Genomic DNA, 23165 nt, shown 5'->3' with positions numbered 1-23165 from the left:
GGATCGATCCATGCAACCAACCAGTCTCACCGGGCTGTTCTTCTGGGGTTTTCTGCTGGTCTACGGCGCGCTGATGCTGGCCCTGGCGCCACGCGCCGTGACCCTCGGCGGCTTCTTCAATGGCGAGGACAACCAGGGCCGCAGCGCCAGCCCCTGGCTGATCACCTCGAGCATTTTTATCAGCTGGATTTTCGCCAAATCGGTGACCAACGCCGCCAATCTCGGCGCGACTTATGGCCTGGTCGGCGGTTTGGCCTATGCCATGTACTGGCTGTCGATTCCGCTCACCGGCTTTGTCATCTACCGCCTGCGCCGACGCTTTGCCGCCACTGGCCTGGTGAGCTTCTTGAGCAGCCATTACGGCCGTGGCGCAGCGCTGGCCTTCTCGGCGGCGATTTTGATTCGCCTGTTCAACGAGGTGTGGAGCAACACCGCAGTGGTCGGCGGCTATTACGGCGACTCCGGCAGCTTCGAATTTATTGCCTCGGCGTTGCTGTTTACCGCCGTGACCTTGGCCTACAGCCTGCGCGGCGGGCTACGTAGTTCGATCCTGACCGACGCGGCGCAGGCGGCGATCTTCGTCATTGCCCTGGTCTGGGTACTCGGCCTGGTGCTGCCGCAGCATTCGCCCAGCGAGCTGGCCAGCACCAGCAACTGGGCGCTGAATGCCGGCGTCGACTTACTGCTGGTCGCCGGTCTGCAGGCCTTTAGCTACGGCTTCCATGACCCGGTGCTGACAGACCGTGGCTTTATCAGCGAGGAGAAGGCCATGCGCCGCTCCTTTCTGATCGCCGGCATTCTCGGCTTTATCGCCATCCTGGCCTTTAGCCTGATCGGCGTGCACGCCCAACTTACCGGCCTGGCCGCCTCGGACAATGTGCCCGCCGCGCTGGCCAAGAGCCTGGGCATCGGTGCGCTACTGATCATGACCGTGGTGATGGTCTCCGCTGCTGGCTCAACCCTGGACTCGACCTTCTCCAGCCTGGCCAAACTGGCCGGGCGCGAACTGCCGAAACTGGCCGGCCGCGACCTGGGGCAGAAAGCCATTGGCGTCGGCATGGCGGTGATGGTGGTATTCGCACTGCTCGGCAACCTGCCAATGATCGCCGGCACCGACATTCTCAAGGCCACCACCATCAGCGGCACCATGGTTATCGGCCTGGCGCCGGTGTTCGTCCTGCACGGCCTGACCACTCCGACGCGGTTGGGCTTTCACCTGAGCTTCTGGACTGGCCTGGGTCTGGGCGTTGCCCTGACCTTGAACTGGATTCCGCAAAGCTGGGCCATCGGTGACGGCAAATACGCGCTGCTGCTCGGCACCAACCTGTATGGCCTGGGGCTCTGTGTGCTGGGTTATCTGCTGCCCGGCTGGTTGCTGCGACGCAAAGCAGGTAACGCCTGATGCGCGCCGGCCGCGATTGCCCGCTGGACTACCGTCTGGCGCGGGATGCCTTTAGCGGTGAGCCGCTGTTCGACTGCCAGGTGCTGTATGTCGTGGGCGGCCTGTATGGCAATCGACAGGCCCTGGCTGCGCTGCAACGCCGCTTGGCTGCCGAACCAAAGGCGCGCGTGGTGTTTAACGGCGATGCCCATTGGTTCGACCGCGACCCCGAGATTTTCCAGCAGATCGAGCGGGGCCTTGCGGCCCACTTGGCTCTGCGCGGCAATGTCGAAACCGAGCTGGGCCGCGCCGATGACAGCGGTGCCGGCTGCGGCTGCGCCTACCCGATGACGGTGGATGAGGCGGTGGTCGAGCGCTCCAATGCCATTCAGCAGGAACTGAATAGAACCGTGCAGAGCTTGCCAGGCATGGCCGCACACCTGGCCGCACGCCCCAGCACCGCGCTGGTCAGCGTGGCCGGGCAGCGCGTGGCGATCAGCCATGGCGACGAGCAGTCCCTGGCCGGCTGGAGCTGCTCGCGCGAATCGCTCAGCGAGCATGCACGCCGGCAGCAACTGGATAGCTGGTTTGCCGCGAACAACGTCCAGGTGTTGGCCACCAGCCATACCTGCTCGGCAGTGGCGTTAAACCTTGAGCACGGTGCGCTGATCAATAACGGCGCCGCCGGGCTGCCGAACTTTGCCGGCGGCCGTTACGGCCTGCTTAGCCGTATCGCGACGACGCCACATCCAGCGGCGCTCTATCGCTGCCAGCGTGACGGCCTGTATATCGAAGCGCTGCCGCTGAACTACAACCACGATGATTTTCTCGCCGACTTCGACCGTCAGTGGCCTGCCGATAGCCCGGCGGCGTTGTCCTATCGTTCACGGGTGCTCGGCCAACTGAGCGACCGCCCCGAAACTGCCCTGCGGGGCGGTTTTAGCCTGTGCCAAAGCCTGTGCGCCCTGGAGGCGCTGACTGATGAATAGCCGCAAACTCGCCCTGATGGGCCTGATCCTCGCGCTGCTGGGCAGCTTTTTTGTCTTCGACATCGGCCAGTACCTCAACCTCGAGGCGCTGAAAGCGCAGCAAGTCGCACTTAACGCCCAGGTCGCCGATCAGCCCTGGCTGGCCGCCGGCGTGTTCTTTCTCGCCTATGTCGCTGTCACCGCGCTGTCGCTGCCCGGCGCGGCGTTGATGACCCTGCTGGCCGGCGCGCTATTCGGCCTGCTCGAAGGCTTTGTGCTGGTGTCCTTCGCCTCCACCCTGGGCGCGACCCTGGCCATGCTCAGCAGCCGCTTTCTGCTGCGCGATTGGGTGCAGAGCCGCTTCGGCCAGCGCCTCGCCGGTATTGATGCGGGTATTGAACGCGAAGGCGCGTTTTACCTGTTCGCCCTGCGCCTGGTGCCGATCTTCCCGTTCTTTCTGATCAACCTGGCCATGGGCCTGACTCGCCTGCCAGCGCGCACCTACTGGTGGGTCAGCCAGCTGGGCATGCTGCCAGGCACCCTGGTCTACGTGAACGCCGGGCGCGAGCTGGGCCAGCTCGAATCGCTGGCCGGCATCCTCTCGCCGGGCCTGCTCGGTGCCTTTGTCTTGCTCGGCGTGTTCCCCTTGATTGCACGCAAACTGCTCGGCCTAATCCAGGCGCGTCGTGTCTATGCCGGCTGGCACAAACCGAAGGCCTTCGACCGCAACCTAGTGGTGATTGGTGCCGGAGCAGGCGGTCTGGTCAGCGCCTATATCGCCGCAGCGGTGAAGGCCAAGGTCAGTCTGATCGAGAAGCACCAGATGGGCGGCGACTGCCTGAACACCGGCTGCGTGCCGTCCAAGGCGCTGCTGCGTTCGGCCAAACTGGCCAACGAACTGAGAAAGGGCCAGGCGCTTGGCTTTAGTGGCGTGCAGGGCACGGTGGATTTCCCCGCAGTGATGCAGCGCATCCAACGGGTGATTGTCGATATCGAACCTCATGACTCGGTCGAACGCTACACCGGCCTGGGCGTTGAAGTGCTCACTGGCGAAGCGAAAATCCTTTCGCCTTGGTCGGTGGAAGTGAATGGCCAGACCCTGACGAGCCGCAACCTGGTGATCGCCGCCGGTGCACGACCACTTGTGCCGAAAATTCCCGGCCTGGAGCAGGTGCAGAGCTACACCTCGGATAGCATCTGGAGCCTACGTGAGCAGCCGCGTTGGCTGCTGGTGCTGGGCGGCGGGCCGATTGGCTGCGAGCTGGCTCAGGCCTTTCAGCGCCTTGGCAGCCAGGTGATTCAGGTGGAGCTGGCCGAGCGCCTGTTGCCGCGCGAGGACGCCGATGCCAGTGAGTTGGTATTGCAGAGCCTGCGCAACGACGGAGTGGATGTGCGCTTGCAACACCGCGCCGAGCGCTTTGAGGTGGTGGATGGCGAGCAGCGCATGGTCGCCCGCCGTCTGGATACCGGCGAGGAGGTGACCATCGCCTTCGACGGCCTATTACTGGCCCTCGGCCGCGTGGCCAATGTGACCGGTTACGGCGCTGAGGAACTGGGCCTGACGGTGCGACCCAACGGCACCCTGGAAACCGACGAGTACCTGGCCACGCGATTTCCCAACATCTATGCCGTGGGCGATGTCACCGGGCCGTATCAGTTCACCCATGTCGCCGCGCATCAGGCCTGGTATGCGGCGGTGAATGCCCTGTTCAGCGGTTTCAAACGCTTCAAGGTGGATTACCGGGTAATCCCCGCCTGCACCTTTACCGATCCCGAGGTCGCCCGCGTCGGCCTGAGTGAAGGCGAAGCCAACTTGCAGAACATCGCCTATGAGGTAACCCGCTACGGTATCGACGATCTGGACCGGGCAATTGCCGATGAAGCCGCCCACGGCTTTGTCAAAGTGCTCACCGTGCCGGGCAAGGACCAGATTCTTGGCGTAACCATCGTTGGCGAGCACGCAGGCGAGCTGCTCGCTGAATACGTGCTGGCAATGAAGCACGGCCTGGGCCTGAACAAGATTCTCGGCACCATCCACAGCTACCCGACCATGGCCGAGGCCAACAAATACGCGGCCGGCGAGTGGAAGCGCGCCCATGCCCCGCAAAGGCTGCTGCGGTTAGTCGAGCGCTTCCACACCTGGCGGCGCAGCTGATGCGCGGGTTACTGCTGGCCCTGCTGGTGCTGACGCCGCTGGCTCAGGCCGATAACCAGCTGACACCCTGGACGGCCGGCCCGTCCAGCGGCGATTGGTCGACGCCGTGGCGCCTCGCGGATATCCCCAAGCTCAAGCCATCTGAGCGCACCCTGGTCGAGCAGGACGGCAAGCAGGTGCTGCGAATCAAGGCCGATGCTGCAGCTGGCGGCCTGCTGCATCCGCTGGATCTACCCGGCGATCAGCCTTGGCAACTGAGCTGGCAGTGGCGCACCGAGCAGAAGCTGGAGCAGGCCCGTTTCGCCACCCGCGAGGGGGACGACTACGCCGCGCGGGTCTATGTGCTGCTGGATTACCCGCTGGACTCGCTGAGTTTCGTCACCCGGCAGAAGCTGCGCCTGGCGCGCACCTTCTTCGATCCCGACCTACCGGCGGCAACCCTGAGCTACGTCTGGGACAACCGCGCCGCCCCCGGCACCCATGCCCGCAGCGCCTATACCGAGACGGTTGAGATGATGGTGCTACGCGGGCCGGAAGCGCCACTGGGGCAATGGCTCACGGAGTCCCGCGACTTGCGCAGCGACGCCATCGCCGCCTTTGGCAGCGCGCCACGCAAGATCCTCGGCGTGGTATTTGCCGCCGACAGCGATAACACCGGGGAGTCGGTAGAAAGCTATTTCGCGGCGCCGCACTTGCAACTGCCAAGACCCTGACAACGTAGGAGCGCGGGGACGCCGAGTGCCATGCCCGCGAATTCCTACGGCACAACAGCTTCGCGGGCATGGGTTAGGCACCCCCGCCGCTCCTACAGAGATACCACCCGTATCAGGCGACCTGAGCCTGCTTGGCGGGCTGAACCTGCTCATTCCGAGTCCAGCGATTGGCACGGGCAAAGGTGCCGAAATCGTTAAAGCGCACGCCCTGTTCGCGCATCACTTTATGGGCGAACGGCACGCTGAGCTGACGGATATAGAAGGGCTCCTTGACCACGAAATGGTGGATCGCGTGGCTGCTGCCGAAGTTAAAGCAGAACGCCTGCAGCGGCCACAGCCACCAGGGGTTGAGCACCTGGGTTTGCTGGATCACGTTGCCCGCCTCGACATCGCCGTAGTAGTGCATGTTCGAGCTGACAAAGTGCAGGCAGAAAGTGCGCAGCACGTTGGGGCCGACCAGCACCACCACGGCAACATTCACCATCGCCATCACGCTCAAGGTGGTCGCCGACCAGGCTACCGGCGCACCCAGCGCGCTAGCCGTGAAGTCGATCAGATGGAAGCCGAGAAACACATACCAGGTGCCCCAGTTGAGCAGGCCCAGCGGCGCGTAGACCTTCAGCGTGCGGGTCAGAATCAACCGGCGGTGCTTGGGATTGCTCGCCCGTAGCCAGCGAATAAACGAGCTCATCATGTTGTCGCCGACCATCAGCAGGCGGGCAAAGCCCCAGGGCTCACCGTTGGTGATCGCGCGCTCTTCCATATCCTGCTCACTGCCAGACACCTTGTGATGGTTGAGGTGCAGGTGGCGGCGCACCCAGGGGCTGATCGTGCTCGGCCGCGCCAGCCAGACCAGCGCCAGCATCAGATTATGCGGCACCCGGCGCTTGCGGAAGTACATCGAGTGGATCAGGTCATGCTCCAGCTCATGGGTCAGCGAAGCGAAGAAGGCGTTCAGCAGCAGGCACGCCCACCAAGCCAGATAACCGCCGATATACAGCGCCGCCGAACCGATCATCCCGACCAGCGCGAACGTAAGGATGCCAACACCCAGGGCGTCCTGATGCTTGAGGATGGGGAAGCGCTGACGCAACTCGACGCCGTGGGCCATGACCTGTTGGCGGATCAGCACAGCGCGTTGCGCGTCATTTAATGCAGCAGTGCTTGCAGGGGAGTGGGACATGCCTACATCCTCTTGTTGATGAGGTGGCCACTGTGCCGCGAAGCTTGGGGCCGCGCCTGACCCTGAACGCCAACCTGTTGACCGGATCCGCCAATCTGCATGACTGCCGAACCTACAACCCTGGCCAGCTGGACCCGTGCCCTGCGCAAGCAGCTTGATGCACTGGGCCTCGACAGTGCCGCGTTGTGCCAGGCCGCCGGGCTGCAACCGAGCCTGCTCGACGACCCCAACGCACGCTGCCCGCTGTCCATCACCACGCGCCTCTGGCAACTGGCGGTCGAGGCCAGCGGTGACCCGGCACTGGGCCTGAAGACCTCGCAGTTCGTCAGCCCGACCACCTTTCACGCCCTCGGTTACGCCCTGGGTGCGAGCAGCAGCCTGCGCGAGATGTTCGAACGCATCGTGCGCTACCACCGGGTGGTCAGCGATGCCCTGGAACTCGAGTTGCGCGAGACCGAAGACTGCTACGAATTCCGCTTTCGCGTACCGCCCGGCAGCCCGCCACCGGCTGCCGAGGCGCTGGATGCCTTTGCCGCGATCTATGTACGCAGTTGTCGTAATCGCCTGGGTCGCGACTTCGCCCCGCTGGCGGTGCAGCTGCAGCGCGCCGAGCCTGCAGATGCGCAACCCTGGCATGCGGTGTTCCGCGCGCCGCTGACATTTGCCGCGCCAGAAAACCTGCTGCGCTTTCCCCGCGCCGCGTTTGAACAGCGCCTGGACGACGGCAACCCAGAACTGGCCGAGCACAATGAAACAGTGCTCAAACGCACCCTCGAACAGCTGCAGCACGCCACCTGGACGCACAAGGTGCGCGCCTGCCTGGAGGCCCAGTTGCCAGATGGCGAGCCGTCGGCCGAGCGCATCGCGCAGACCCTGCACCTGAGCCTGCGCAGCCTGCAACGCCATCTGGCCGATGAGGGCGGCAATTATGAAAGCCTTCTCGCCGATACCCGCCACAGCCTGGCCCTGCAACATATGCGCGACCCGCGCTGCTCGATCAGCGAGATCGCCTATCTGCTCGGTTTCGCCGACACCAGCAGCTTCAGCCGCGCCTTCAAACGCTGGACCGGGCAGGCGCCCAGCCATTACCGCGACGGACTTAAACAGCCATGACGCACTATGACCTGCTATTGATCGGCGCAGGCCACGCCCACCTCGGTGTGCTGCGGCGCTGGGCGTTGGTTGAGCGGCCGCCGGGGCGTATCGCGTTGCTCAGCGCCGGGCCGGTGTCCTGGTATTCCGGCATGCTGCCGGGGCTGCTGGCGGGTCGGCATCGGCCGGAGGATTGTCAGGTCGAGCTGCAGGCGCTGTGCCGCGCGGCCAAGGTCGAGTTGATCATCAGCCCGGTGGAAAGCCTGTCCGCGGCCCAGCAGCAGGTGCAACTGGCCGATGGGCAAATCCTCAACGCCAGCTGGCTATCGCTAAATGTTGGCGCTCAGGTTGCCGCGCCAGTGCAGCAGGGCGACGCCATGCAACTGTTGGCGGTCAAACCCTTTGCGGAATTTCTCGACGGCTGGCAACAGTGGCAAGCTGAGCCGCGGCCCCTGGCTATTCTCGGTGGCGGCGCGGCGGGGGTTGAGCTGGCGCTGGCCTTGGCCGGAAAAGTGCCGCAGCTGGCGCTGTTCTGCGCCGGGCATTTGCTCGATGGGTTGTCTGCCGGGGTGCGCCTACGCGCCCTCGGCCATCTGCGCCAGCGCGGCGTCTGGGTGCGCGAGGATTGCCCGATCAACCGTATCGAAGACGATTGTCTATTCAGTGGCGACGAGCCGGTCTGGCGCGGTCAGCGACTATTGCTGGCCAGCGGTGCCAAGGCCTTTGCCTGGCCGGTGCACAGCGGCCTGGGCTGCGATGAGCAGGGCTTTGTACTGATTGCACCCACGTTGCAGAGCTACACCCATCCGACGATTTTCGCCGTGGGCGACTGCGCCAGCCTGCCCGGCGCACGCAAGAGCGGGGTGTATGCGGTACGCCAGGGCCCGGTGCTGGCAGCCAACCTCAACGCCGCGCTGCGTGGTCTGGCGCTCAAGCGCTACCGGCCGCAACGGCAGAGCCTGGCCCTGCTGGCCACCGGCGACGGCGGCGCGCTGCTGGACTGGCATGGCCACAGTGCCGGCGGGCGCGTTTATGGGCGCTGGAAGGATTTTCTCGACAAGGGCTTTATTCAGCGTCATCGGCTCTAAGCACCTATCACCTGCGACCAAAGTGCCATGGCCCTCAACGGCCATGGGTGCTCGAATCAACCTCCCACCAAAGGTTGGCCGCAGGGAGCGTCACCCGCTATGGTCTATAGAATCGCCGACAGCGGCCGATTGCCTAACCAGGCATATCCAGCTGCACGCACACAGGTTCCAGCAGGCATGGCCCGCCATCCCCACGGAGGCGCGCCACAGGCAGTTTCTGGTAGTGCTTCGACCAGAATAAAAATAATGAGGTTTGTCATGCGCTCTGCGTTTATTACCTATCCCAAGGCCTGCCTGCTGCATGCCATCGGGCTGGCCGGGTTGATGGTGACGTACCAGCAGGTCCAGCTGCCTTGGTTTATCAGCATCCCGTCCTTCTTGCTGCTGGCCCTGTGGCCGTGGCTCGGTCCCTGGCAGCGCCAGCATGAAGACCAACCGGCGCCAGCCAATGTGCAGCACGACCAGTTCAGCAACCTGAGTCAGAACCTCTCGCGGCAAACCTGTCACAACGCCCTGGCCGCCGCCGAAGTGGCGCACGCCGCGCAGCAGCTGGCCGGCAAACTGCAATCGCAGCTCAGCGCCACCGAACAGATCAACCAGGCCGCCGAGGCCATCACCCATACCGAACAGGACAATGCCCAGCGCGCCGAGCAAACCCTGCTGGCAGCGCAAAGCGTGCGGCAGAACAGCAGCAGCGGGCAGCAGGAATTGCGTCAGGCCATCGAAACCATGCAACACCTGAGCGCACAGACCGCCACCAGCCGCGAGCTGATCGATGGCCTCAGCGCTCGCACCGAGCAGATCGAAAAAGTCACCCAGGTGATCCAGTCGATCGCCAGCCAGACCAACCTGCTGGCGCTGAATGCCGCCATCGAAGCAGCCCGCGCCGGCGAGCTAGGTCGCGGTTTCGCGGTGGTCGCCGATGAAGTACGCAACCTCGCGGGACGCACCAGCAGCGCCACCGAGGAAGTCGGGCAGATCGTCAGCGATATCCGCCAGCAGAGCACGGCGGTGGTCAGCCATATGCAGCAGCAGGCCGAGCAGCTGACCCTGGCCGCGCAGCAGGTCGAGCACACCGGCGAGCAATTACAGGGGATTGCCGAGCTGGCGGTGGACGTGGAAAGCCAGGTCAGCCAGATCGACACGGGCACCCGGCAGAACCACGAGCGCCTGGCCGAACTCTCGGTCGCCGTCGGCCAGTTGCGCGGCGATGTCAGCGACAGTGAAGGGCAGACGCGCCAGCTCAGCAGCGCTGCCGAGCGTTTAGTCGGGCAGGCAGAAAGCGTCAGCGAACAACTCGCCGAAGTCGGCCTGGATGACTACCACCAGCGCATCTACGACCTGGCACGGCAAGGCGCTGCGCAGATTGCCGCGCAGTTTGAAGCCGACCTGCAAAGCGGCCGCATCAGCGTCAGCGACCTGTTCGACCGCCACTACCAGCCGATTGCCGGCAGCTTCCCGGCCAAGTACAAAACACGCTTCGATAGCTACGCCGATCAGATGCTGCCGGCCATTCAGGAGCCGCTGCTCAGCCAGCATGAAGGCCTTGTGTTCGCCATCGCCTGTACGGCCGAAGGCTATGTGCCGACGCACAACAATGCGTTCAACCATGCCGCCACTGGCGACCGCGCCGTGGATACCCTGAAGAGCCGCAGCAAGCGCCTGTTCAACGACCGTACCGGCATCCGCTGCGGCAGCCATCAGAAACCCCTGCTGCTGCAGACCTATATGCGCGATACCGGCGAGCTGATGCACGACCTGTCAGTGCCGATCATGGTTCAGGGCAGGCATTGGGGTGGCCTGCGCCTGGGCTACAAGCCGGAGCCCTAGCCGTCCGCTCCCGCTTTCAACGCCTTAGCGGCGGAACGGCATTTGCCGAGAGCGTGCACAGCAGCGCAAACGATATCCGATGGAATTATCCAGCCGTGCGGGCGTTCTTACGCTGTACGCCATTTACGGGCCTCAGGCCCTCAAGGAGCACGCGATGAAGATTCTGTTGGTATTGACCTCTCACGACCAACTGGGTGACACCGGCCATAAAACCGGATTTTGGCTGGAAGAGTTCGCCTCGCCCTACTACGTATTCAAGGATGCCGGCGTGCATCTGACCCTCGCCTCGCCCAAGGGCGGTCAGCCACCGCTGGACCCGAAAAGTGACGCGGCCGATGCGCAAACGCCGGCCACCGACCGCTTCAAGGCCGATCCTGCCGCGCAGCAAGCACTGGCGAACACCGTGCCACTGAGCGCGGTAAAGGCCGATGACTTTGACGCCGTGTTCTACCCGGGCGGCCATGGCCCGTTGTGGGACTTGGCCGAGGATCGCAACTCCATCGCCCTGATCGAACACTTCCATGCGCACAACAAGCCCGTAGCGGCGGTCTGCCACGCGCCCGGCGTGCTCCGTCACGTTAAAACGGCAAGCGGACAGCCGCTGGTCAGCGGGAAGAAAGTCACCGGCTTCAGCAACAGCGAGGAAGCTGCCGTACAACTGACTAAAGTGGTGCCATTTCTGGTGCAAGACATGCTCATTGCCAACGGTGGGCACTACTCCAGCGTGAATGATTGGCAAAGCCATGTGGTGGTCGACGGGCGGCTGATCACCGGGCAAAACCCGGCGTCCTCGGACGCCACTGCCGAAGCGCTGCTGCGGTTGCTCAAGGGCCAATAAACGCGGCCACGGCGGCGCGCCGGGCAGCTGCTCAGGCGCGAATGCCCGGCCACGTAACGGACGAGCGCCCGGCCAATTAGCCAGCGTCTGCCATCAAGCGTTTATATACCCGGGTGCGTCGTACTGCTTTTAGTTGCTCCAGCAGCAGGGCGCGCAACGGTGAAACCTGCGCATTGGTGCGCTTGCCCCGGCTGAGCTGGCGAAGTTGATATTTCACCGCAGCCATATAGGCCAACGAGGCAAACGCCTTGTTCTTCCAACGTATAGGCGGCAGCTCGGCACGCGCCTCAACCTGACCCGCCTGCCACTGCGCGGGTAATGCCGGGTTGATCGCCAATGCCGTGCCAATTCCCGCCATGGCCACGCCGCTGGCTAATACCTGCTCGACCACCGGCAAGCGGCGAATACCGCCCGTGACCATCACCGGCATGCGCGCAACGGCGGCAATCTCGCCGGCAAATTCCAGGAAATACGCTTCACGCGCCAGAGTGCGCCCGTCGCGGGCATCGCCCTGCATCGCCGGCGCTTCATAGCTGCCGCCGGACAGCTCGACCATATCCACAGCGAGCTCATTGAGCAGCTGCACCACGCGTTTGGCGTCGGCCGCGTCGAAACCACCGCGCTGGAAGTCCGCCGAGTTGAGTTTCACTGCCACGCAGAAGCTCGGCGCAACAACAGTGCGCACCGCCTTGACCACTTCCAGCAACAGCCGAGCGCGGTTCTCCAGCGAGCCGCCCCAACTGTCCGTGCGCTTGTTGCTCAGCGGCGAAAGAAACTGACTGAGCAGGTAGCCGTGCGCAGCGTGGATCTGCACCCCGGTAAAGCCGGCCTTTTCGGACAGTTGCGCGGTGCGTGCAAAGCGCTGAATGAGGTCCTGAATTTCTGACTCATCCAGCGCCTTGGGCAGCGGGAACATCTTTGATAAGCCACCAAGCTCGAGGCCCACGGCCGATGGGGCGACGGTCTGCTGGCCGAGGTTGGCCTGCATCTGCCGGCCGGGGTGGTTGATCTGCATCCACATCTGCGCGTCCCGAGCGCGGCCGATACGTGCCCACTCGCGGAATTTATCCAGCTGGCGTTCATCTTCCAGCACCACGCCGCCGGGGCCGGTCATGGCACGGCGGTCAACCATCACATTGCCGGTGAGCAGCAACCCGGCACCGCCCTCCGCCCAGGCCTGATACAGCCGCAGCAGCTCATTGGACGGGCCCTGGGTCGCGTCGGCAAGGTTCTCTTCCATCGCCGCCTTGGCGATGCGATTGAACACGGTGGTGCCGTTGGGCAGTTGCAGCGGTTGGAAGGCAGTCATGGCGTACTCCGGGGTAGCAGATGGAGCAAGGCTAAGGTTAAAGTCAACTTTAAGGTCAATAGCCCGGAGTGCAGATGATGAAAATTGGTGAACTGGCCACGCGCAGCGGCCTGGCCGCCTCGCGTATCCGCTTCTACGAGGCCAGCGGGCTGATCAGCGCCCAGCGCCAGGCCAACGGTTATCGCAGCTACCCGGAACAGGCGGTACAAACCCTGGGCATTATCAGTTGCGCGCAGCAGGCCGGTTTCAGCCTGGAGGAAATTCGCCACCTGCTACCTGACGCTAACTCGCAGGGCTGGGCCCATGAGCAGATGCTTGGCAGCTTGCAACGCAAGGTCGTCGAGATCGAGGCCATGCAGGAGCGCCTAGCGCAGAACAAGGCGCAGCTGCTCGGCATCATCGCCAGCATCGAAAGCAAACCCGAAGGCATGCCTTGTGCCGAAAACGCCGAGCGGGTGATGGCGCAATTGCGCGGTGGGTAATGGGCACCTAATGTTTAGCCCGGCAGCAACCAAGCATGTAAAAAACAGCATTTAACCAACGCATGGCCCTGTGTGAACCTTGCGGCCATGCACTCTTCTCTTGTGTTTTCCCCCACCCCTTCGCACGCAGCCGCGACGCGTGATCAGGTCACGCTGCCACAAACCCTGGCGTTCTGGGCATTGTGGCATTGCCGCCACGCGCGCCCGCCGGATGACTGGACCGCTCAGCCCTGACTGCTTTGTCCATTCCCGTTGTCTACCAGGAAGCTGCTTATGAACGCCGCCATTAAACCCGTAACGCCCGCCGCCGAGCGCTGCCCGTCCTATTACAGCGCCAGCCTCAATGAGGAAACCGACTACCCGACCCTGCAAGGCGAGCTCAGCGTCGATGTGGTGATCATCGGTGGCGGTTTTACCGGCGTAGCATCTGCGGTGGAACTGGCCGAGCGCGGCCTCAAGGTAGCGATAGTCGAAGCCAACAAGATCGGCTGGGGCGCCACCGGGCGCAACGGCGGCCAGGTCACCGGCAGCCTGTCCGGCGATGCAGCGATGACCAAACAGATGCGCAACAGCCTCGGCGAGGAGGTGGAAGACTTTATCTGGCACCTGCGCTGGCGCGGCCACGAGATCATCAAGAATCGCGTGGAAAAATACGCCATTCAGTGCGATCTCAAACACGGTCACCTGCATGCGGCGATGAAGCCTGCGCATATGCAGGAACTCGAAGCCACCTACGCCGAAGCGCAGCGCCGGGGCATGGGCGCCGACGTGACGCTGCTCGACCGCGACGGCGTGCGTAGCCACCTGGCCAGCGACCTGTACAACGGCGCGCTGAAGAACACCCGCAATATGCACCTGCACCCGTTGAACCTGTGCATCGGCGAAGCCAAGGCCGCCGCCAGCCTGGGCGCGCTGATTTTCGAACACTCAGAAGTGCTGGAAATCATCCACGGCGACAAGCCGGCGGTGGTTACCGCAGCGGGCCGGATCAACGCCAAGCAGGTGCTGCTGGCCGGCGACGTGTACCACAAGCTGGAGCCGAAAAAGCTCAAGGGCATGATCTTCCCGGCCATGGGCGGCATCGTCACCACCGCGCCGCTCGGTGCGCTGGCCGATGAGCTGAATCCGCAGGATCTGGCCGTATACGACTGCCGCTTTGTACTCGACTACTACCGCCTGACCGCCGACAAACGCCTGCTATTCGGCGGCGGCTGCAACTACTCCGGCCGCGATTCACGTGACATCGCAGCGGAACTGCGCCCCGGAATCGAAAGCACCTTCCCGCAGCTCAAGGGCGTCGATATCGACTTCCAGTGGAGTTGCGCCATGGGCATCGTGATCAACCGTATCCCACAGCTGGGCAAGCTCTCGGACAACGTCTGGTACTGCCAGGGTTACTCCGGTCATGGCATCGCCACCACTCACATCATGGGCGAGATCATGGCCAACGCCCTGACCGGCACGATGGGCCACTACGACACCTTCGCCGCCTGCAAACACATCAAGGTGCCGCTGGGTGACGTGTTCGGCAACCCGATGCTGGCCGCCGGCATGTGGTACTACCAAATGCTGGAAAAGCTGCGGTAAGCCATTCGCTGACAACCGATCATCGCGGCCAAGGCCGCTCCTACAAAGGGTTAAACCTGTAGGAGCGCCTTGGCCGCGAGCGTTTAGCCCTTGCCAACAAGGCTGCGCGCGACCTGCGGGGCCGGCGCGTCATCACGGTCATCGACAAAGGCCACCGCTGGCGAGCCATCGGCATTTATCTGGTAGATCGCGCTCGGCTGGCCGTGCTCGTTGAAGAACACCTGGCCGAGCCCCGCGCCATTCCACAGGCGTTCGCCGGCCTTGCTGCGCGAGGGGATGCGCGGGCTGACCTGCATACGCCGGCGCGTGGTCAGCCAGTTAAGCGGCGACCAGGGCGCATACAGCCAGCGGTTGAGGCGGTCGAACCAGTCGAGCAGACGCGGCGGGAATTCGTTTTTCAGGCCGCTGCTGGTGATCTGCCAGAGCTTAGGCCCGCGCTTGCGCTGGCGGATCAGCACCTCGTAGACGAACGAGTAGTGCACGTCGCCGGAGAGAATCACGTAGTTCCCCGGCGTACGTGAGTGGCGGAAGATATTCAGCATCACCTGCGCCGCGCCGCGATGGGCCATCCAGTTTTCCGCATCGACCAGCAGCGGGTGGCCGGCCCAGCTGAAGACCTTCTGGATGGTCTCGATCAGCTTGACGCCGAACATCGGCGCCGGCGAAACGATGATCGCCGACGGCTGATCCAGTAGCTCCTGCTGAAACTCGCACAGCGCTTCCCAGTCCAGCAGGCCGGACGGCCGCTTGAGGTTGCGCTCGCTGCGCCAGCGCCGCGTACGGGTGTCCAGCACCACCAGCGCCGGGATGCTCGGCAGGACGAACTGCCACTGGTGAAAGCTCAGCAGGGTGTCGATCAACGCGTCCTGCCGCTGACTGTCCATATGGTTGGCAGCATTGCGGCCCTCGGTCATCGTACGGATCATCTGCAGCGGCTCAGCAAACACATCCGGGTTATTGCCCCAGCCCTGGCACAGCAGGTAGGCGATCAGCGCATTGCCGATGATGCGCTTGGAAAACGGGTGGCCGTAGGCCGTCTCTTCCCACTGCGCGGAGAGATTCCAGTCATCGGTGATGTCGTGGTCATCGAAGATCATCAGCGTCGGCAGGTGGGCGAGGGCACGGGCGACCTGGCCCAGGCCACCGCGAAAGGCTTCGATGCGCCCACGTTCAGCCTGATAACGCGGCACTTCTTCGGCGCTGAGTGCCGGCATTTCGGCGTCGAGTAAAGTCCAGGGCACCGGCGACCAGACCAGCAGGTACATGGCCAGCACCTCGGCGCAGGTCACCAGGTGGTTGTCGGCGCTGCTGGTGGTGAACACCGGCTTTTCCACGCCGCCGAAGAAGCGCTCGCGCAGGGTTTCATTGCTCTTTAGCGCCGGCAACAATTCGGCGCGCTGGTAGTAGCTGGCCGGGTGTACATAGAGCGCGTCGCTATCATCGACCACCGCGCCTTCCAGCCGCTCGCCGAACAGGCCGAGACGCTCAATCACCTGATGGATCGCGCGCAGCAGCGGCCCGCTGACATCATCGGCGTAGATCTGGTCGCCGCTCATCAGCAGCAACGCCGGGCGCTGTTCGGGGTCGTGGGGCTCGGCCAGCAGGCGATCGGCGCAGAGTAGGCCATCGGCCGCCGGGTGGTGCGGCTTGCGGCAGGAGCCGTGCAGCAGATGATCCAGCCGCGCACGCAGAACAAAGTTGGCCTGGGTCGCGTCGTTGTACAGCAGGTGCGGTGCCCAGTCGGCCATGCCTTGCGCAGGCCGACCAGGCTGTTCGATCAGCAGGTCGTAGTCGATCTGCACATCGCAGGGCAGCGGCAACTCCAGCTTCAGATCGATCAGGTGGATAAACGCCTGCTCGCCAATCTGGATAACCTGGCAGCTGTCACCTTGTAGCGGGTAGCCCTGCGGGTCTGCAGCTTCGCCATGAGTTAGCTGCAGGCTAAGCGTCAACGGCTGGCTACCGACCAGCCACAGCAGCAGGCGCTGCGGCTCCATGCGGCGCAGCAACGGGCCGGCCAGCACCTGGGGCAGGTCATCATGGGCAACAGCGGCGGACATCGGCATCAGTACATCAGGCTCTGGCGTTAAGGCGCCTAGTAGAACGCAGTTATGCGCCTGAGGTTCACTCTTTACCGCCGGGGCTTACTGCGCTGCTTCGCGCAGGCGCGGCAGATCGAGGATTTCGATCTCACCATAGGTCAGGCGCAGGATGCCCTGGCTTTCCAGCTCCTTGAGGATCTGGTTGGTGGTTTGCCGGGAGATCGCCAGCATCAGCGCCAACTGTTCCTGAGGCAGGTGCAGCACCCGGCGCGGCTCGCCTTCGCCGTAGTTTTCCGCGATCAGCAGCAGGCGCCGGGCCAGACGCGGGGCAGCGGGCAGCAGGCTCATCTCTTCCAGGGCGATAAACGCCAGGCGCAGTTTGTGGCTCATCAGCAGGGCGAAGTCGCGCCAGTACTGCGGCTGTTGCTCAAGCAGCGCCAGCAGCCGCGCCTGCGGTACCAGCAACAGAGTGGTGGGGCCTTCGGCAAAGGCATCGTGGGTGCGTGGCTGGCCATCGAACAGGGAAATCTCGCCAAACCAGTAGGGCGGCTCCACCAGGGTCAGCAGCGCTTCCTTGCCGGTGGCACTGACCGCGCCGATGCGCATGCCGCCCTCGACCACGGCATACAGGCCGCAGGGTTTGTCGCCCCGACGAAAAAGCACCTGCCCAGCCGCCAGCTGTTGCACCTGGGCGGCGGCCAGCAGCGCCTCCTGCAGCGCGGCGGGCAGAGCGCTGAACCAATGGCCCTGACACAGGCGCGCCTGATAGCTGCGGACGCTGTTCATTGGCGGCTCCCGTAGCGGCGACCTATTTGTCGGCTAGCTGACAGAGCGCAGCGTGAGCGTGGGTTCATCCTGGCCACCTGTCTTGCATGAGGAAATAATAATGAAGACCCTGGTTGATCATCTGGCTCAATACGCGGCCTATCACCGCGACCAACGCAATATTCTCAGCCACTTTATCGGTATTCCACTGATCGTTGTGGCGGTAGCCGTGCTGCTGTCACGCCCCGGCTTCGAGCTGCTCGGCCTGTGGCTGTCCCCGGCCCTGCTGGTAGCCCTGGCGGCGGGGGTGTTCTACCTGCGCCTGGACCTGCGTTTCGGCCTGCTAATGGCGCTGCTGCTGGCGCTCAGCCTGTGGGCGGCCGCAGGCCTGGCCGTGCAGTCGACGGCGGTATGGCTAAGCAGCGGGATCGGCCTGTTCGTGATCGGCTGGGCCATCCAGTTCGTCGGCCACTACTACGAAGGGCGCAAACCGGCGTTTGTCGATGACGTGATGGGCTTGGTGATCGGCCCACTGTTCGTCGCCGCCGAAGCGGCCTTCCTGCTGGGCCTGCGCAAAGAGATCGAACACGCCATCGTCGAACGCGCCGGCCCAACCTGTATTCGCGAGAAGAAAGCAGCGGTTTGATCGATTCACGCCTAGAACGTATTCAAGATCTTGCGAGCTAGAGTCCTGCAAGGCGCTACGTTAGTAACAGCCTCCGGCTGGTCAAAACAGGCTAGGAAGCGGGCTGGGCTCGCACACGAGTGTACTTTTGTACATGAGCACTACTCGTTTCACTCGCCCTTCGGGCCGCGCTAAAGCGCGTTAGCCGCAAGCGACTTTCCGAGCCTGTTTTTAACGCAGCAGGGCCGACGCGCAGCAGATCGTAGCCGGACTTAGTACATCGCCATCCATTGCGTGGTCAGCGAGCGGGTATGGCGATACACGGTGATCGGCGCAAAGGGCCGGCCCGAGGCGCTCTGCAGCGCGCTGCTCTGACTATTGAGGTCGACCAGCGCGGCCTTGAGGTAATCCCAGCGGGTTTTCAGCTTGCCCACCTGCGGGTCGGCTTTGCTGTCCAGCGCGGCTAGCTGCGCATCCACCGACGGTACGATCTTGCGTTCGTCCTGGCCGAGGTAGGTGTCAGGCTGTTCGCGGGCGGTTTCGAAATTGCCGAAGTAGGCGCGGCTGAGGTACTGCACCGAGAGGTATTCAAGCTTAGCGGACAGCTCGTTGTCATCTGGCCCGGCCAGCTTGCGGGTTTCCTCGAGCACGCCGAGCAGGGCCTTGCTGAGCTCTTCAGGGTAGCGCCAGGGCATGTCATCTTCGCTCGGGCCGAAGGCCACGCCACGACGAATCTGCACTACCAGTTCCTGATGGGCGCTGCGCAGGGCATCACTGCTTTGCGGCAGGCTCTGCACCGCCGCGGCCAGAGCCTGCAGATCGGTTTCCAGGGCCTCCTGGTGTTTCTTTTGGAAACCCTCGCCACGTAACAGCATCAGGCTGCTGGTAACCCGGCTGGCCTGCACCTGAACTTGTTCCTGGAGGGTAACGGCCTGGGCAACGGCCAACGGCGAGAGGCTCGCCAGCAAACCGATTAGGCACAGCCATAGCGAACTAGACAGCGTTGTAGAACGCATACGAGGGGTGCTCCTTATTATTTTTGTGAGCAGTGCTGAACCAGGTCAGCTTATACAATCGCGGGCAACAGGGTACTGCACTGAATACTGGAGAAAAGCAGCCTAAAGAGTGATTTCATCGGAAAGATGCGCCTGTTCGGCCAGGTCACGCAAGTACTGCGCGCTGAAGGCATCGGCCGGGAAGAAGGTTTCCAGCGCCAGCTCCGCCAGGGTGATGTCGTTGGCGGTGCCGAACACCGTGGTGGTGCCGATCAGGCTGACCACACCCTGCTCGCTGGCAAACTGCAACGGCATCAGCACTGTATCGCTGTCGAACTGCGCGGGCGCCGCTGGCCCCGGATAGGCATTCAGCTCATCCCACAGCAGCTGCAACTGGGCATCACCACTGGCCTGAATATCACGCTGTAAACGCGACAGCAGGTAGGCGCGCCACGGCCCCAGATTGACGATACGCGGGGCCAGCCCGCCGGGGTGCAGACTCAGGCGCATCACATTGACTGGCGGCTCCAGCAGCTCGGGGGCTATGCCCTGGAGAAAGGGCGCCAGAGCACTGTTGGCCGCCAGCAGGTTCCAGTGCCGGTCGATGGTCAGCGCCGGGTAGGGCTCATGGGCCTTTAGCAGTAGTTCGATGGCGCTGCGCGCAGCCGCCATGGCCGGCTCGGAAAGTGCGTGCTGAGTGAACAACGGTGCATAGCCGGCAGCGCTGAGCAGGCGATTGCGATCACGCAGGGGAATATCCAGCTGCTCGGCGAGCAACAGCAGCATCTCGCGGCTGGGTTGTGCGCGCCCAGTTTCAACGAAACTCAGGTGGCGCGTGGAGATATCGGCCTCGCAGGCGAGGTCGAGCTGGCTTAGACGACGGTGCTGGCGCCATTGGCGCAGCAGGGCCCCGACGGGCTGGATTTGGCTGTTCATGGGCATCGACGATAGACCAGCAAGGTCATTGCAGCCATTACCTGCTAGGTAATCGACACGGCGTGCGGATCGGCGAAATCTAAGGGCCAACCCGCCATTTCGGCGGTACTTCTGTGGAGACTTCGCCATGACCACCTTGCAACCTTCGCTGTTACTGCGCCGCGCCCTGCTCGCCGATGGGCTGGTCGGTGTGGCCACTGCCGCACAACTTCTGCTGCTGGCCGATTGGCTCAGCGGCCTGCTGGCCCTGCCGCGCGAGCTGCTACTCGGCGCCGCCCTGGTGCTGCTGCCGCTGGCGGCCTTTCTGCTCTGGCTATCGCGCCGCGAAAGCCTGTCGCGAACCGCGGTCTATGCAGTGATTGGCCTGAACGTCCTGTGGGTGGTGCACAGCGTGCTGTTGCTGCTCAGCGGTTGGGTCACGCCGAACCTGCTCGGCTACGCCTTCGTGATCGTCCAGGCCGTGGCAGTGCTGGTGTTTATCGAGCTGGAGTGGATCGGCCTAAAGCGCTCGCAGGACATCCCCAGCACGTTTGCCCAGGCTTCAGTGAGTACTCAGTAATGACACCGACTTGACCTGCGCCCACAGCGATTGCTCGCGCTGGATCTGCAGGCGGTCGAAGGAGTAGCGGGTGATGCGGGCGATCAGTTGCTCGCTACCCACTTGCACGCGCACCAGTACATGGGCTTGTTCGGCGACGTTGATCCAGTCCAGCACTCGCGCGGGCAACAGGTTAAGCACACTGCTGTCCTCGGCCTGCTGCAGGCTCAGGCTGACATCGCGGGCCTTAACCTTGATCCGTACCGACTGGCCCAGCGGCAACGGCCCATGGGGCAGGCGTAGGTTGATGGCGCTGCCAGGCAGTTGCAGAGAGAGCAATCCGTAGTCCGGATCATGACCGCTGACCTGACCATCGACCACCGCCTCGGCATCGTCCTCGAAGACAAACGGCAGATCAGCGCGCAGTAGGGTTTCCTTTAACGGGCCGCTGGCGCTGACCTTGCCGTCCTCGAGCAACACCAGATGATCGGCCAGGCGCGCCACCTCATCCGGCGAGTGGCTGACGTAAACAATCGGAATCTCCAGCTCCTGGTGCAGGCGCTCCAGATAGGGCAGCACCTCCTGCTTGCGCTTGAGGTCGAGGGACGCCAGCGGCTCATCCAGCAGCAGCAGGCGTGGGCTGGTCAGCAGGGCGCGAGCAATGCCAACGCGCTGCTGTTCACCGCCAGACAGCCTGTCCGGCAGGCGCTCCAGTAGATGCTCAATCCCGAGCAGCTCGACCGCCTGCTCCAGGGCAATTCGCCGCTGGGCTGCGGGAATGCGTTTCAGCCCGTACTGCAGATTGCGCAACACTGACAGGTGGGCAAACAGGTTGGCATCCTGAAACACGTAACCCACGGCGCGTTGATGCGCCGGCACGAAAATGCCCTGGGCACTGTCCTGCCACAGCTCGCCGTTGACCTGCAGGTAGCCTGCGCTCGGCTGATCCAGCCCGGCAAAACAACGCAGGCAGCTGGTCTTGCCCGAGCCGGAATGGCCGAACAGGGCGCTGACGCCGCGACCCGGCAGGTTCAGCTCAACATCCAGAGTAAAACCGGCATGCGCCACCTTGAAACGCGCCTGGATTTCGCCCACCCCGGCGACTGTGCGAATTGCCGGATTGCGCCGCGCCAATGGCCAGATCATTGCCACACCCGCGTGCGGCTTCGCCCGGAATACAGTGCCAACAGCACGATAAAGGAGAACAGCACCATGCCGCCCGCCAGCCAGTGCGCCTGGGCGTACTGCATGGTTTCCACGTGGTTGTAGATCTGCACCGACGCCACCTGGGTCTTGCCGGGAATATTGCCGCCGATCATCAGCACCACGCCGAATTCGCCCACGGTATGGGCAAAGCCGAGAATCGCCGCGGTGACAAAACCCGGCCTGGCCAGCGGCAGCACCACCGTGAAGAACGCATCCCAAGGCCCGGCGCGCAGCGTCGCCGCCGCCTCCAGCGGGGCACGGCCAATCGCCTCGAAGGCGTTCTGCAGCGGCTGCACAACAAAGGGCAGGGAATAGAACACCGAGCCGATCACCAGCCCGGTAAAGGTAAACGTCAGGGTGCCGAGGCCGAGGCTCTGAGTCAGCTGGCCGATAAAACCGTGCGGGCCCATGCTCACCAGCAAGTAGAAACCAATCACCGTCGGCGGCAGCACCAGCGGCAGGGCGACGATGGCGCCAATCGGCTGCTTCCATTTGGAGTGAGTGCGAGCCAGCCACCAGGCAATCGGCGTACCGATCAGCAGCAGCAACAGGGTGGTCAGCGATGCCAGCTCCAGGGTCAGCAGAACCGCGGCGAAATCGGCTTTAGTCAGTGGCATCACAACCGCCCTTTAGAGTAGGTAGCCGTAGGACTTGATGATCTTCGCCGCCTTCTCACCTTTCAGGTACTCGGTCAGGGCTGCCGCGGCGGGATTATGTTCGCCTTTCTTGAGGATCAACGCATCCTGCCTGATCGGCGTGTGCATCTGCGCCGGCACCATCCAGGCCGAGCCACTGCTGAGCTGACCATCCCTGTACACCTGCGACAGCGCAACAAAGCCCAGTTCGGCATTGCCGGTGGCAATGAACTGATGCGCCTGGGTGATGTTCTGCCCTTCGACCAGCTTGTCCTTGACCGCCGCACTCAGGCCGAGCTGGTCCAGCACTTCGGTGGCAGCCAAGCCGTAGGGTGCGGCTTTCGGGTTAGCGATCGCCAAGTGTTTGTACTGGTTGGCCTTGAGCACCGCGTCGCTGCCATCCAGATAACCCGGCGTGGCCGACCACAGCACCAAGCTGCCAACTGCGTAGGTAAAGCGCGAACCGCTAACGCCCAGACCCTCACTGTCGAGCTTGGCCGGGGTGCTTTCATCGGCACTTAAAAACACCTCGAACGGCGCACCGTTGTGAATCTGCGCATACAGCTGGCCAGTGGCACCGAAGGAGGCAACCACGCTGTATCCAGTGTCCTTTTCAAACTCGCTGGCAATCGCCTGCAACGGCGCGGTGAAGTTGGCGGCTACCGCCACCTGAACCTGTTCAGCCAGGGCGTGACTGCTGATAGCAAAAACGGCGAATAACGTCGCGATACGCGCGTGCATGGATACCTCCTGGGTGTGCGGCCAAGGGCCAACGGCTGTTCTGTCGACGCTGATGC

At 63.5% G+C, this 23165-nt stretch carries 21 protein-coding genes; 12 read left to right on the top strand and 9 right to left on the bottom strand.

Annotation, left to right across the window (positions count from 1 at the left end; genetic code table 11):
- The first annotated feature begins 10 nt into the window (after window positions 1-10).
- Genes AACY25_RS19915 through AACY25_RS19900 form a run of 4 tightly spaced genes read left to right on the top strand, consistent with a single transcriptional unit; the run spans window position 11 to window position 5217 of the window.
- Window positions 11-1402 (top strand): sodium:solute symporter family transporter, encoded by a 1392-nt coding sequence (locus AACY25_RS19915; protein ID WP_339526994.1) that lies wholly within the window; start codon window positions 11-13, stop codon window positions 1400-1402.
- Complete coding sequence (locus AACY25_RS19910; protein ID WP_339526992.1) at window positions 1402-2370, top strand: hypothetical protein; 969 nt, start codon at window positions 1402-1404, stop codon at window positions 2368-2370. The genes AACY25_RS19915 and AACY25_RS19910 overlap by 1 nt, the downstream gene beginning before the upstream one ends.
- Window positions 2363-4504: an FAD-dependent oxidoreductase gene (locus AACY25_RS19905; RefSeq protein ID WP_339526989.1), complete on the top strand. Its 2142-nt coding sequence runs from the start codon at window positions 2363-2365 to the stop codon at window positions 4502-4504. The genes AACY25_RS19910 and AACY25_RS19905 overlap by 8 nt, the downstream gene beginning before the upstream one ends.
- Complete coding sequence (locus AACY25_RS19900; RefSeq protein ID WP_339526987.1) at window positions 4504-5217, top strand: DUF3047 domain-containing protein; 714 nt, start codon at window positions 4504-4506, stop codon at window positions 5215-5217. The genes AACY25_RS19905 and AACY25_RS19900 overlap by 1 nt, the downstream gene beginning before the upstream one ends.
- A gap of 112 nt (window positions 5218-5329) precedes the next feature.
- On the opposite strand, the gene AACY25_RS19895 is transcribed toward AACY25_RS19900, so the two are convergent.
- Window positions 5330-6400 carry a fatty acid desaturase gene (locus tag AACY25_RS19895; RefSeq protein ID WP_339526985.1) on the bottom strand — a complete coding sequence of 357 codons (1071 nt, stop codon included), beginning with the start codon at window positions 6398-6400 and terminating at the stop codon, window positions 5330-5332.
- 99 nt (window positions 6401-6499) lie between these two features.
- Here AACY25_RS19895 and AACY25_RS19890 point away from each other — a divergent pair, with 99 nt between their 5' ends.
- The 4 genes from AACY25_RS19890 (at window position 6500) to AACY25_RS19875 (ending at window position 11248) form a co-directional block, all read left to right on the top strand.
- A complete protein-coding gene (locus tag AACY25_RS19890) occupies window positions 6500-7513 on the top strand; it encodes an AraC family transcriptional regulator (protein ID WP_339526984.1) in 1014 nt (337 codons plus the stop codon).
- Window positions 7510-8580: an FAD-dependent oxidoreductase gene (locus tag AACY25_RS19885; RefSeq protein ID WP_339526982.1), complete on the top strand. Its 1071-nt coding sequence runs from the start codon at window positions 7510-7512 to the stop codon at window positions 8578-8580. Before AACY25_RS19890 ends, AACY25_RS19885 begins: the two co-directional genes overlap by 4 nt.
- A gap of 27 nt (window positions 8581-8607) precedes the next feature.
- Window positions 8608-10410: a methyl-accepting chemotaxis protein gene (locus tag AACY25_RS19880; RefSeq protein ID WP_445262171.1), complete on the top strand. Its 1803-nt coding sequence runs from the start codon at window positions 8608-8610 to the stop codon at window positions 10408-10410.
- 154 nt (window positions 10411-10564) lie between these two features.
- Window positions 10565-11248 carry a type 1 glutamine amidotransferase domain-containing protein gene (locus AACY25_RS19875; protein WP_339526978.1) on the top strand — a complete coding sequence of 228 codons (684 nt, stop codon included), beginning with the start codon at window positions 10565-10567 and terminating at the stop codon, window positions 11246-11248.
- A gap of 76 nt (window positions 11249-11324) precedes the next feature.
- Here AACY25_RS19875 and AACY25_RS19870 read toward each other — a convergent pair whose 3' ends face one another.
- Window positions 11325-12557 carry an NADH:flavin oxidoreductase/NADH oxidase family protein gene (locus AACY25_RS19870; RefSeq protein ID WP_339526976.1) on the bottom strand — a complete coding sequence of 411 codons (1233 nt, stop codon included), beginning with the start codon at window positions 12555-12557 and terminating at the stop codon, window positions 11325-11327.
- Between the two features lie 77 nt (window positions 12558-12634).
- Between AACY25_RS19870 and AACY25_RS19865 the strand changes: the two genes are divergently transcribed.
- Entirely contained in the window at window positions 12635-13039 is a 405-nt protein-coding gene (locus AACY25_RS19865; RefSeq protein WP_339526974.1) for a MerR family transcriptional regulator, read from the top strand.
- A gap of 273 nt (window positions 13040-13312) precedes the next feature.
- Window positions 13313-14626, top strand: coding sequence for an NAD(P)/FAD-dependent oxidoreductase (locus tag AACY25_RS19860; protein WP_339526973.1), 1314 nt, complete (start codon window positions 13313-13315; stop codon window positions 14624-14626).
- A gap of 83 nt (window positions 14627-14709) precedes the next feature.
- Here the strand turns inward: AACY25_RS19860 and AACY25_RS19855 are convergent, their stop codons facing one another.
- Both AACY25_RS19855 and AACY25_RS19850 read right to left on the bottom strand, forming a co-directional pair.
- Window positions 14710-16692: an alkaline phosphatase D family protein gene (locus tag AACY25_RS19855; protein WP_339526970.1), complete on the bottom strand. Its 1983-nt coding sequence runs from the start codon at window positions 16690-16692 to the stop codon at window positions 14710-14712.
- Window positions 16693-16770: 78 nt separating this feature from the next.
- A complete protein-coding gene (locus tag AACY25_RS19850) occupies window positions 16771-17454 on the bottom strand; it encodes a Crp/Fnr family transcriptional regulator (protein ID WP_339526968.1) in 684 nt (227 codons plus the stop codon).
- 100 nt (window positions 17455-17554) lie between these two features.
- Here AACY25_RS19850 and AACY25_RS19845 point away from each other — a divergent pair, with 100 nt between their 5' ends.
- Entirely contained in the window at window positions 17555-18079 is a 525-nt protein-coding gene (locus AACY25_RS19845; RefSeq protein ID WP_339526966.1) for an Mpo1 family 2-hydroxy fatty acid dioxygenase, read from the top strand.
- Between the two features lie 251 nt (window positions 18080-18330).
- On the opposite strand, the gene AACY25_RS19840 is transcribed toward AACY25_RS19845, so the two are convergent.
- Together AACY25_RS19840 and AACY25_RS19835 are read right to left on the bottom strand one after the other, a co-directional pair.
- Entirely contained in the window at window positions 18331-19074 is a 744-nt protein-coding gene (locus tag AACY25_RS19840; protein WP_339526965.1) for a hypothetical protein, read from the bottom strand.
- 102 nt (window positions 19075-19176) lie between these two features.
- On the bottom strand, window positions 19177-19989 hold the full coding sequence (locus AACY25_RS19835) for a helix-turn-helix domain-containing protein (protein WP_339526964.1): 813 nt from the start codon (window positions 19987-19989) through the stop codon (window positions 19177-19179).
- 127 nt (window positions 19990-20116) lie between these two features.
- Here AACY25_RS19835 and AACY25_RS19830 point away from each other — a divergent pair, with 127 nt between their 5' ends.
- The gene (locus AACY25_RS19830) at window positions 20117-20548 is read left to right on the top strand and encodes a hypothetical protein (protein ID WP_339526962.1); all 432 of its coding nucleotides are present in this window, start codon (window positions 20117-20119) and stop codon (window positions 20546-20548) included.
- Here the strand turns inward: AACY25_RS19830 and modC are convergent.
- From modC to modA, 3 genes are read right to left on the bottom strand one after another with little or no spacing between them, the layout of a single operon-like run.
- Window positions 20531-21622: a molybdenum ABC transporter ATP-binding protein gene (gene modC / locus AACY25_RS19825; RefSeq protein WP_339527020.1), complete on the bottom strand. Its 1092-nt coding sequence runs from the start codon at window positions 21620-21622 to the stop codon at window positions 20531-20533. The genes AACY25_RS19830 and modC overlap by 18 nt on opposite strands.
- Window positions 21623-21669: 47 nt before the next feature.
- Window positions 21670-22350 (bottom strand): molybdate ABC transporter permease subunit, encoded by a 681-nt coding sequence (modB, locus tag AACY25_RS19820; protein WP_339526960.1) that lies wholly within the window; start codon window positions 22348-22350, stop codon window positions 21670-21672.
- A gap of 12 nt (window positions 22351-22362) precedes the next feature.
- A complete protein-coding gene (gene modA / locus AACY25_RS19815) occupies window positions 22363-23109 on the bottom strand; it encodes a molybdate ABC transporter substrate-binding protein (RefSeq protein WP_339526958.1) in 747 nt (248 codons plus the stop codon).
- Window positions 23110-23165 lie beyond the last annotated feature (56 nt).

This window comes from Pseudomonas sp. EA_35y_Pfl2_R111, assembly GCF_963970955.1.
Lineage (GTDB): Bacteria > Pseudomonadota > Gammaproteobacteria > Pseudomonadales > Pseudomonadaceae > Aquipseudomonas.
The sequence above is the reverse complement of the archived record's forward strand: the minus strand, read 5'-3'. Positions and strand labels throughout refer to the sequence as shown.

Excerpts from the sequence above, each read along its gene's own strand:
- AACY25_RS19885 (WP_339526982.1), top strand. The coding sequence starts at position 7,510 with ATGACGCACTATGACCTGCTATTGATCGGCGCAGGCCACGCCCACCTC.
- AACY25_RS19880 (WP_445262171.1), top strand. The coding sequence starts at position 8,608 with ATGGCCCTCAACGGCCATGGGTGCTCGAATCAACCTCCCACCAAAGGT.
- AACY25_RS19865 (WP_339526974.1), top strand. The coding sequence starts at position 12,635 with ATGAAAATTGGTGAACTGGCCACGCGCAGCGGCCTGGCCGCCTCGCGT.
- AACY25_RS19835 (WP_339526964.1), bottom strand. The coding sequence starts at position 19,989 with ATGAACAGCCAAATCCAGCCCGTCGGGGCCCTGCTGCGCCAATGGCGC.
- AACY25_RS19870 (WP_339526976.1), bottom strand. The coding sequence starts at position 12,557 with ATGACTGCCTTCCAACCGCTGCAACTGCCCAACGGCACCACCGTGTTC.
- AACY25_RS19830 (WP_339526962.1), top strand. The coding sequence starts at position 20,117 with ATGACCACCTTGCAACCTTCGCTGTTACTGCGCCGCGCCCTGCTCGCC.
- AACY25_RS19890 (WP_339526984.1), top strand. The coding sequence starts at position 6,500 with ATGACTGCCGAACCTACAACCCTGGCCAGCTGGACCCGTGCCCTGCGC.
- modB (WP_339526960.1), bottom strand. The coding sequence starts at position 22,350 with ATGCCACTGACTAAAGCCGATTTCGCCGCGGTTCTGCTGACCCTGGAG.
- AACY25_RS19910 (WP_339526992.1), top strand. The coding sequence starts at position 1,402 with ATGCGCGCCGGCCGCGATTGCCCGCTGGACTACCGTCTGGCGCGGGAT.
- AACY25_RS19845 (WP_339526966.1), top strand. The coding sequence starts at position 17,555 with ATGAAGACCCTGGTTGATCATCTGGCTCAATACGCGGCCTATCACCGC.
- AACY25_RS19850 (WP_339526968.1), bottom strand. The coding sequence starts at position 17,454 with ATGAACAGCGTCCGCAGCTATCAGGCGCGCCTGTGTCAGGGCCATTGG.
- modA (WP_339526958.1), bottom strand. The coding sequence starts at position 23,109 with ATGCACGCGCGTATCGCGACGTTATTCGCCGTTTTTGCTATCAGCAGT.
- AACY25_RS19900 (WP_339526987.1), top strand. The coding sequence starts at position 4,504 with ATGCGCGGGTTACTGCTGGCCCTGCTGGTGCTGACGCCGCTGGCTCAG.
- AACY25_RS19905 (WP_339526989.1), top strand. The coding sequence starts at position 2,363 with ATGAATAGCCGCAAACTCGCCCTGATGGGCCTGATCCTCGCGCTGCTG.
- AACY25_RS19915 (WP_339526994.1), top strand. The coding sequence starts at position 11 with ATGCAACCAACCAGTCTCACCGGGCTGTTCTTCTGGGGTTTTCTGCTG.
- AACY25_RS19855 (WP_339526970.1), bottom strand. The coding sequence starts at position 16,692 with ATGCCGATGTCCGCCGCTGTTGCCCATGATGACCTGCCCCAGGTGCTG.
- AACY25_RS19860 (WP_339526973.1), top strand. The coding sequence starts at position 13,313 with ATGAACGCCGCCATTAAACCCGTAACGCCCGCCGCCGAGCGCTGCCCG.
- AACY25_RS19840 (WP_339526965.1), bottom strand. The coding sequence starts at position 19,074 with ATGCGTTCTACAACGCTGTCTAGTTCGCTATGGCTGTGCCTAATCGGT.
- AACY25_RS19895 (WP_339526985.1), bottom strand. The coding sequence starts at position 6,400 with ATGTCCCACTCCCCTGCAAGCACTGCTGCATTAAATGACGCGCAACGC.
- AACY25_RS19875 (WP_339526978.1), top strand. The coding sequence starts at position 10,565 with ATGAAGATTCTGTTGGTATTGACCTCTCACGACCAACTGGGTGACACC.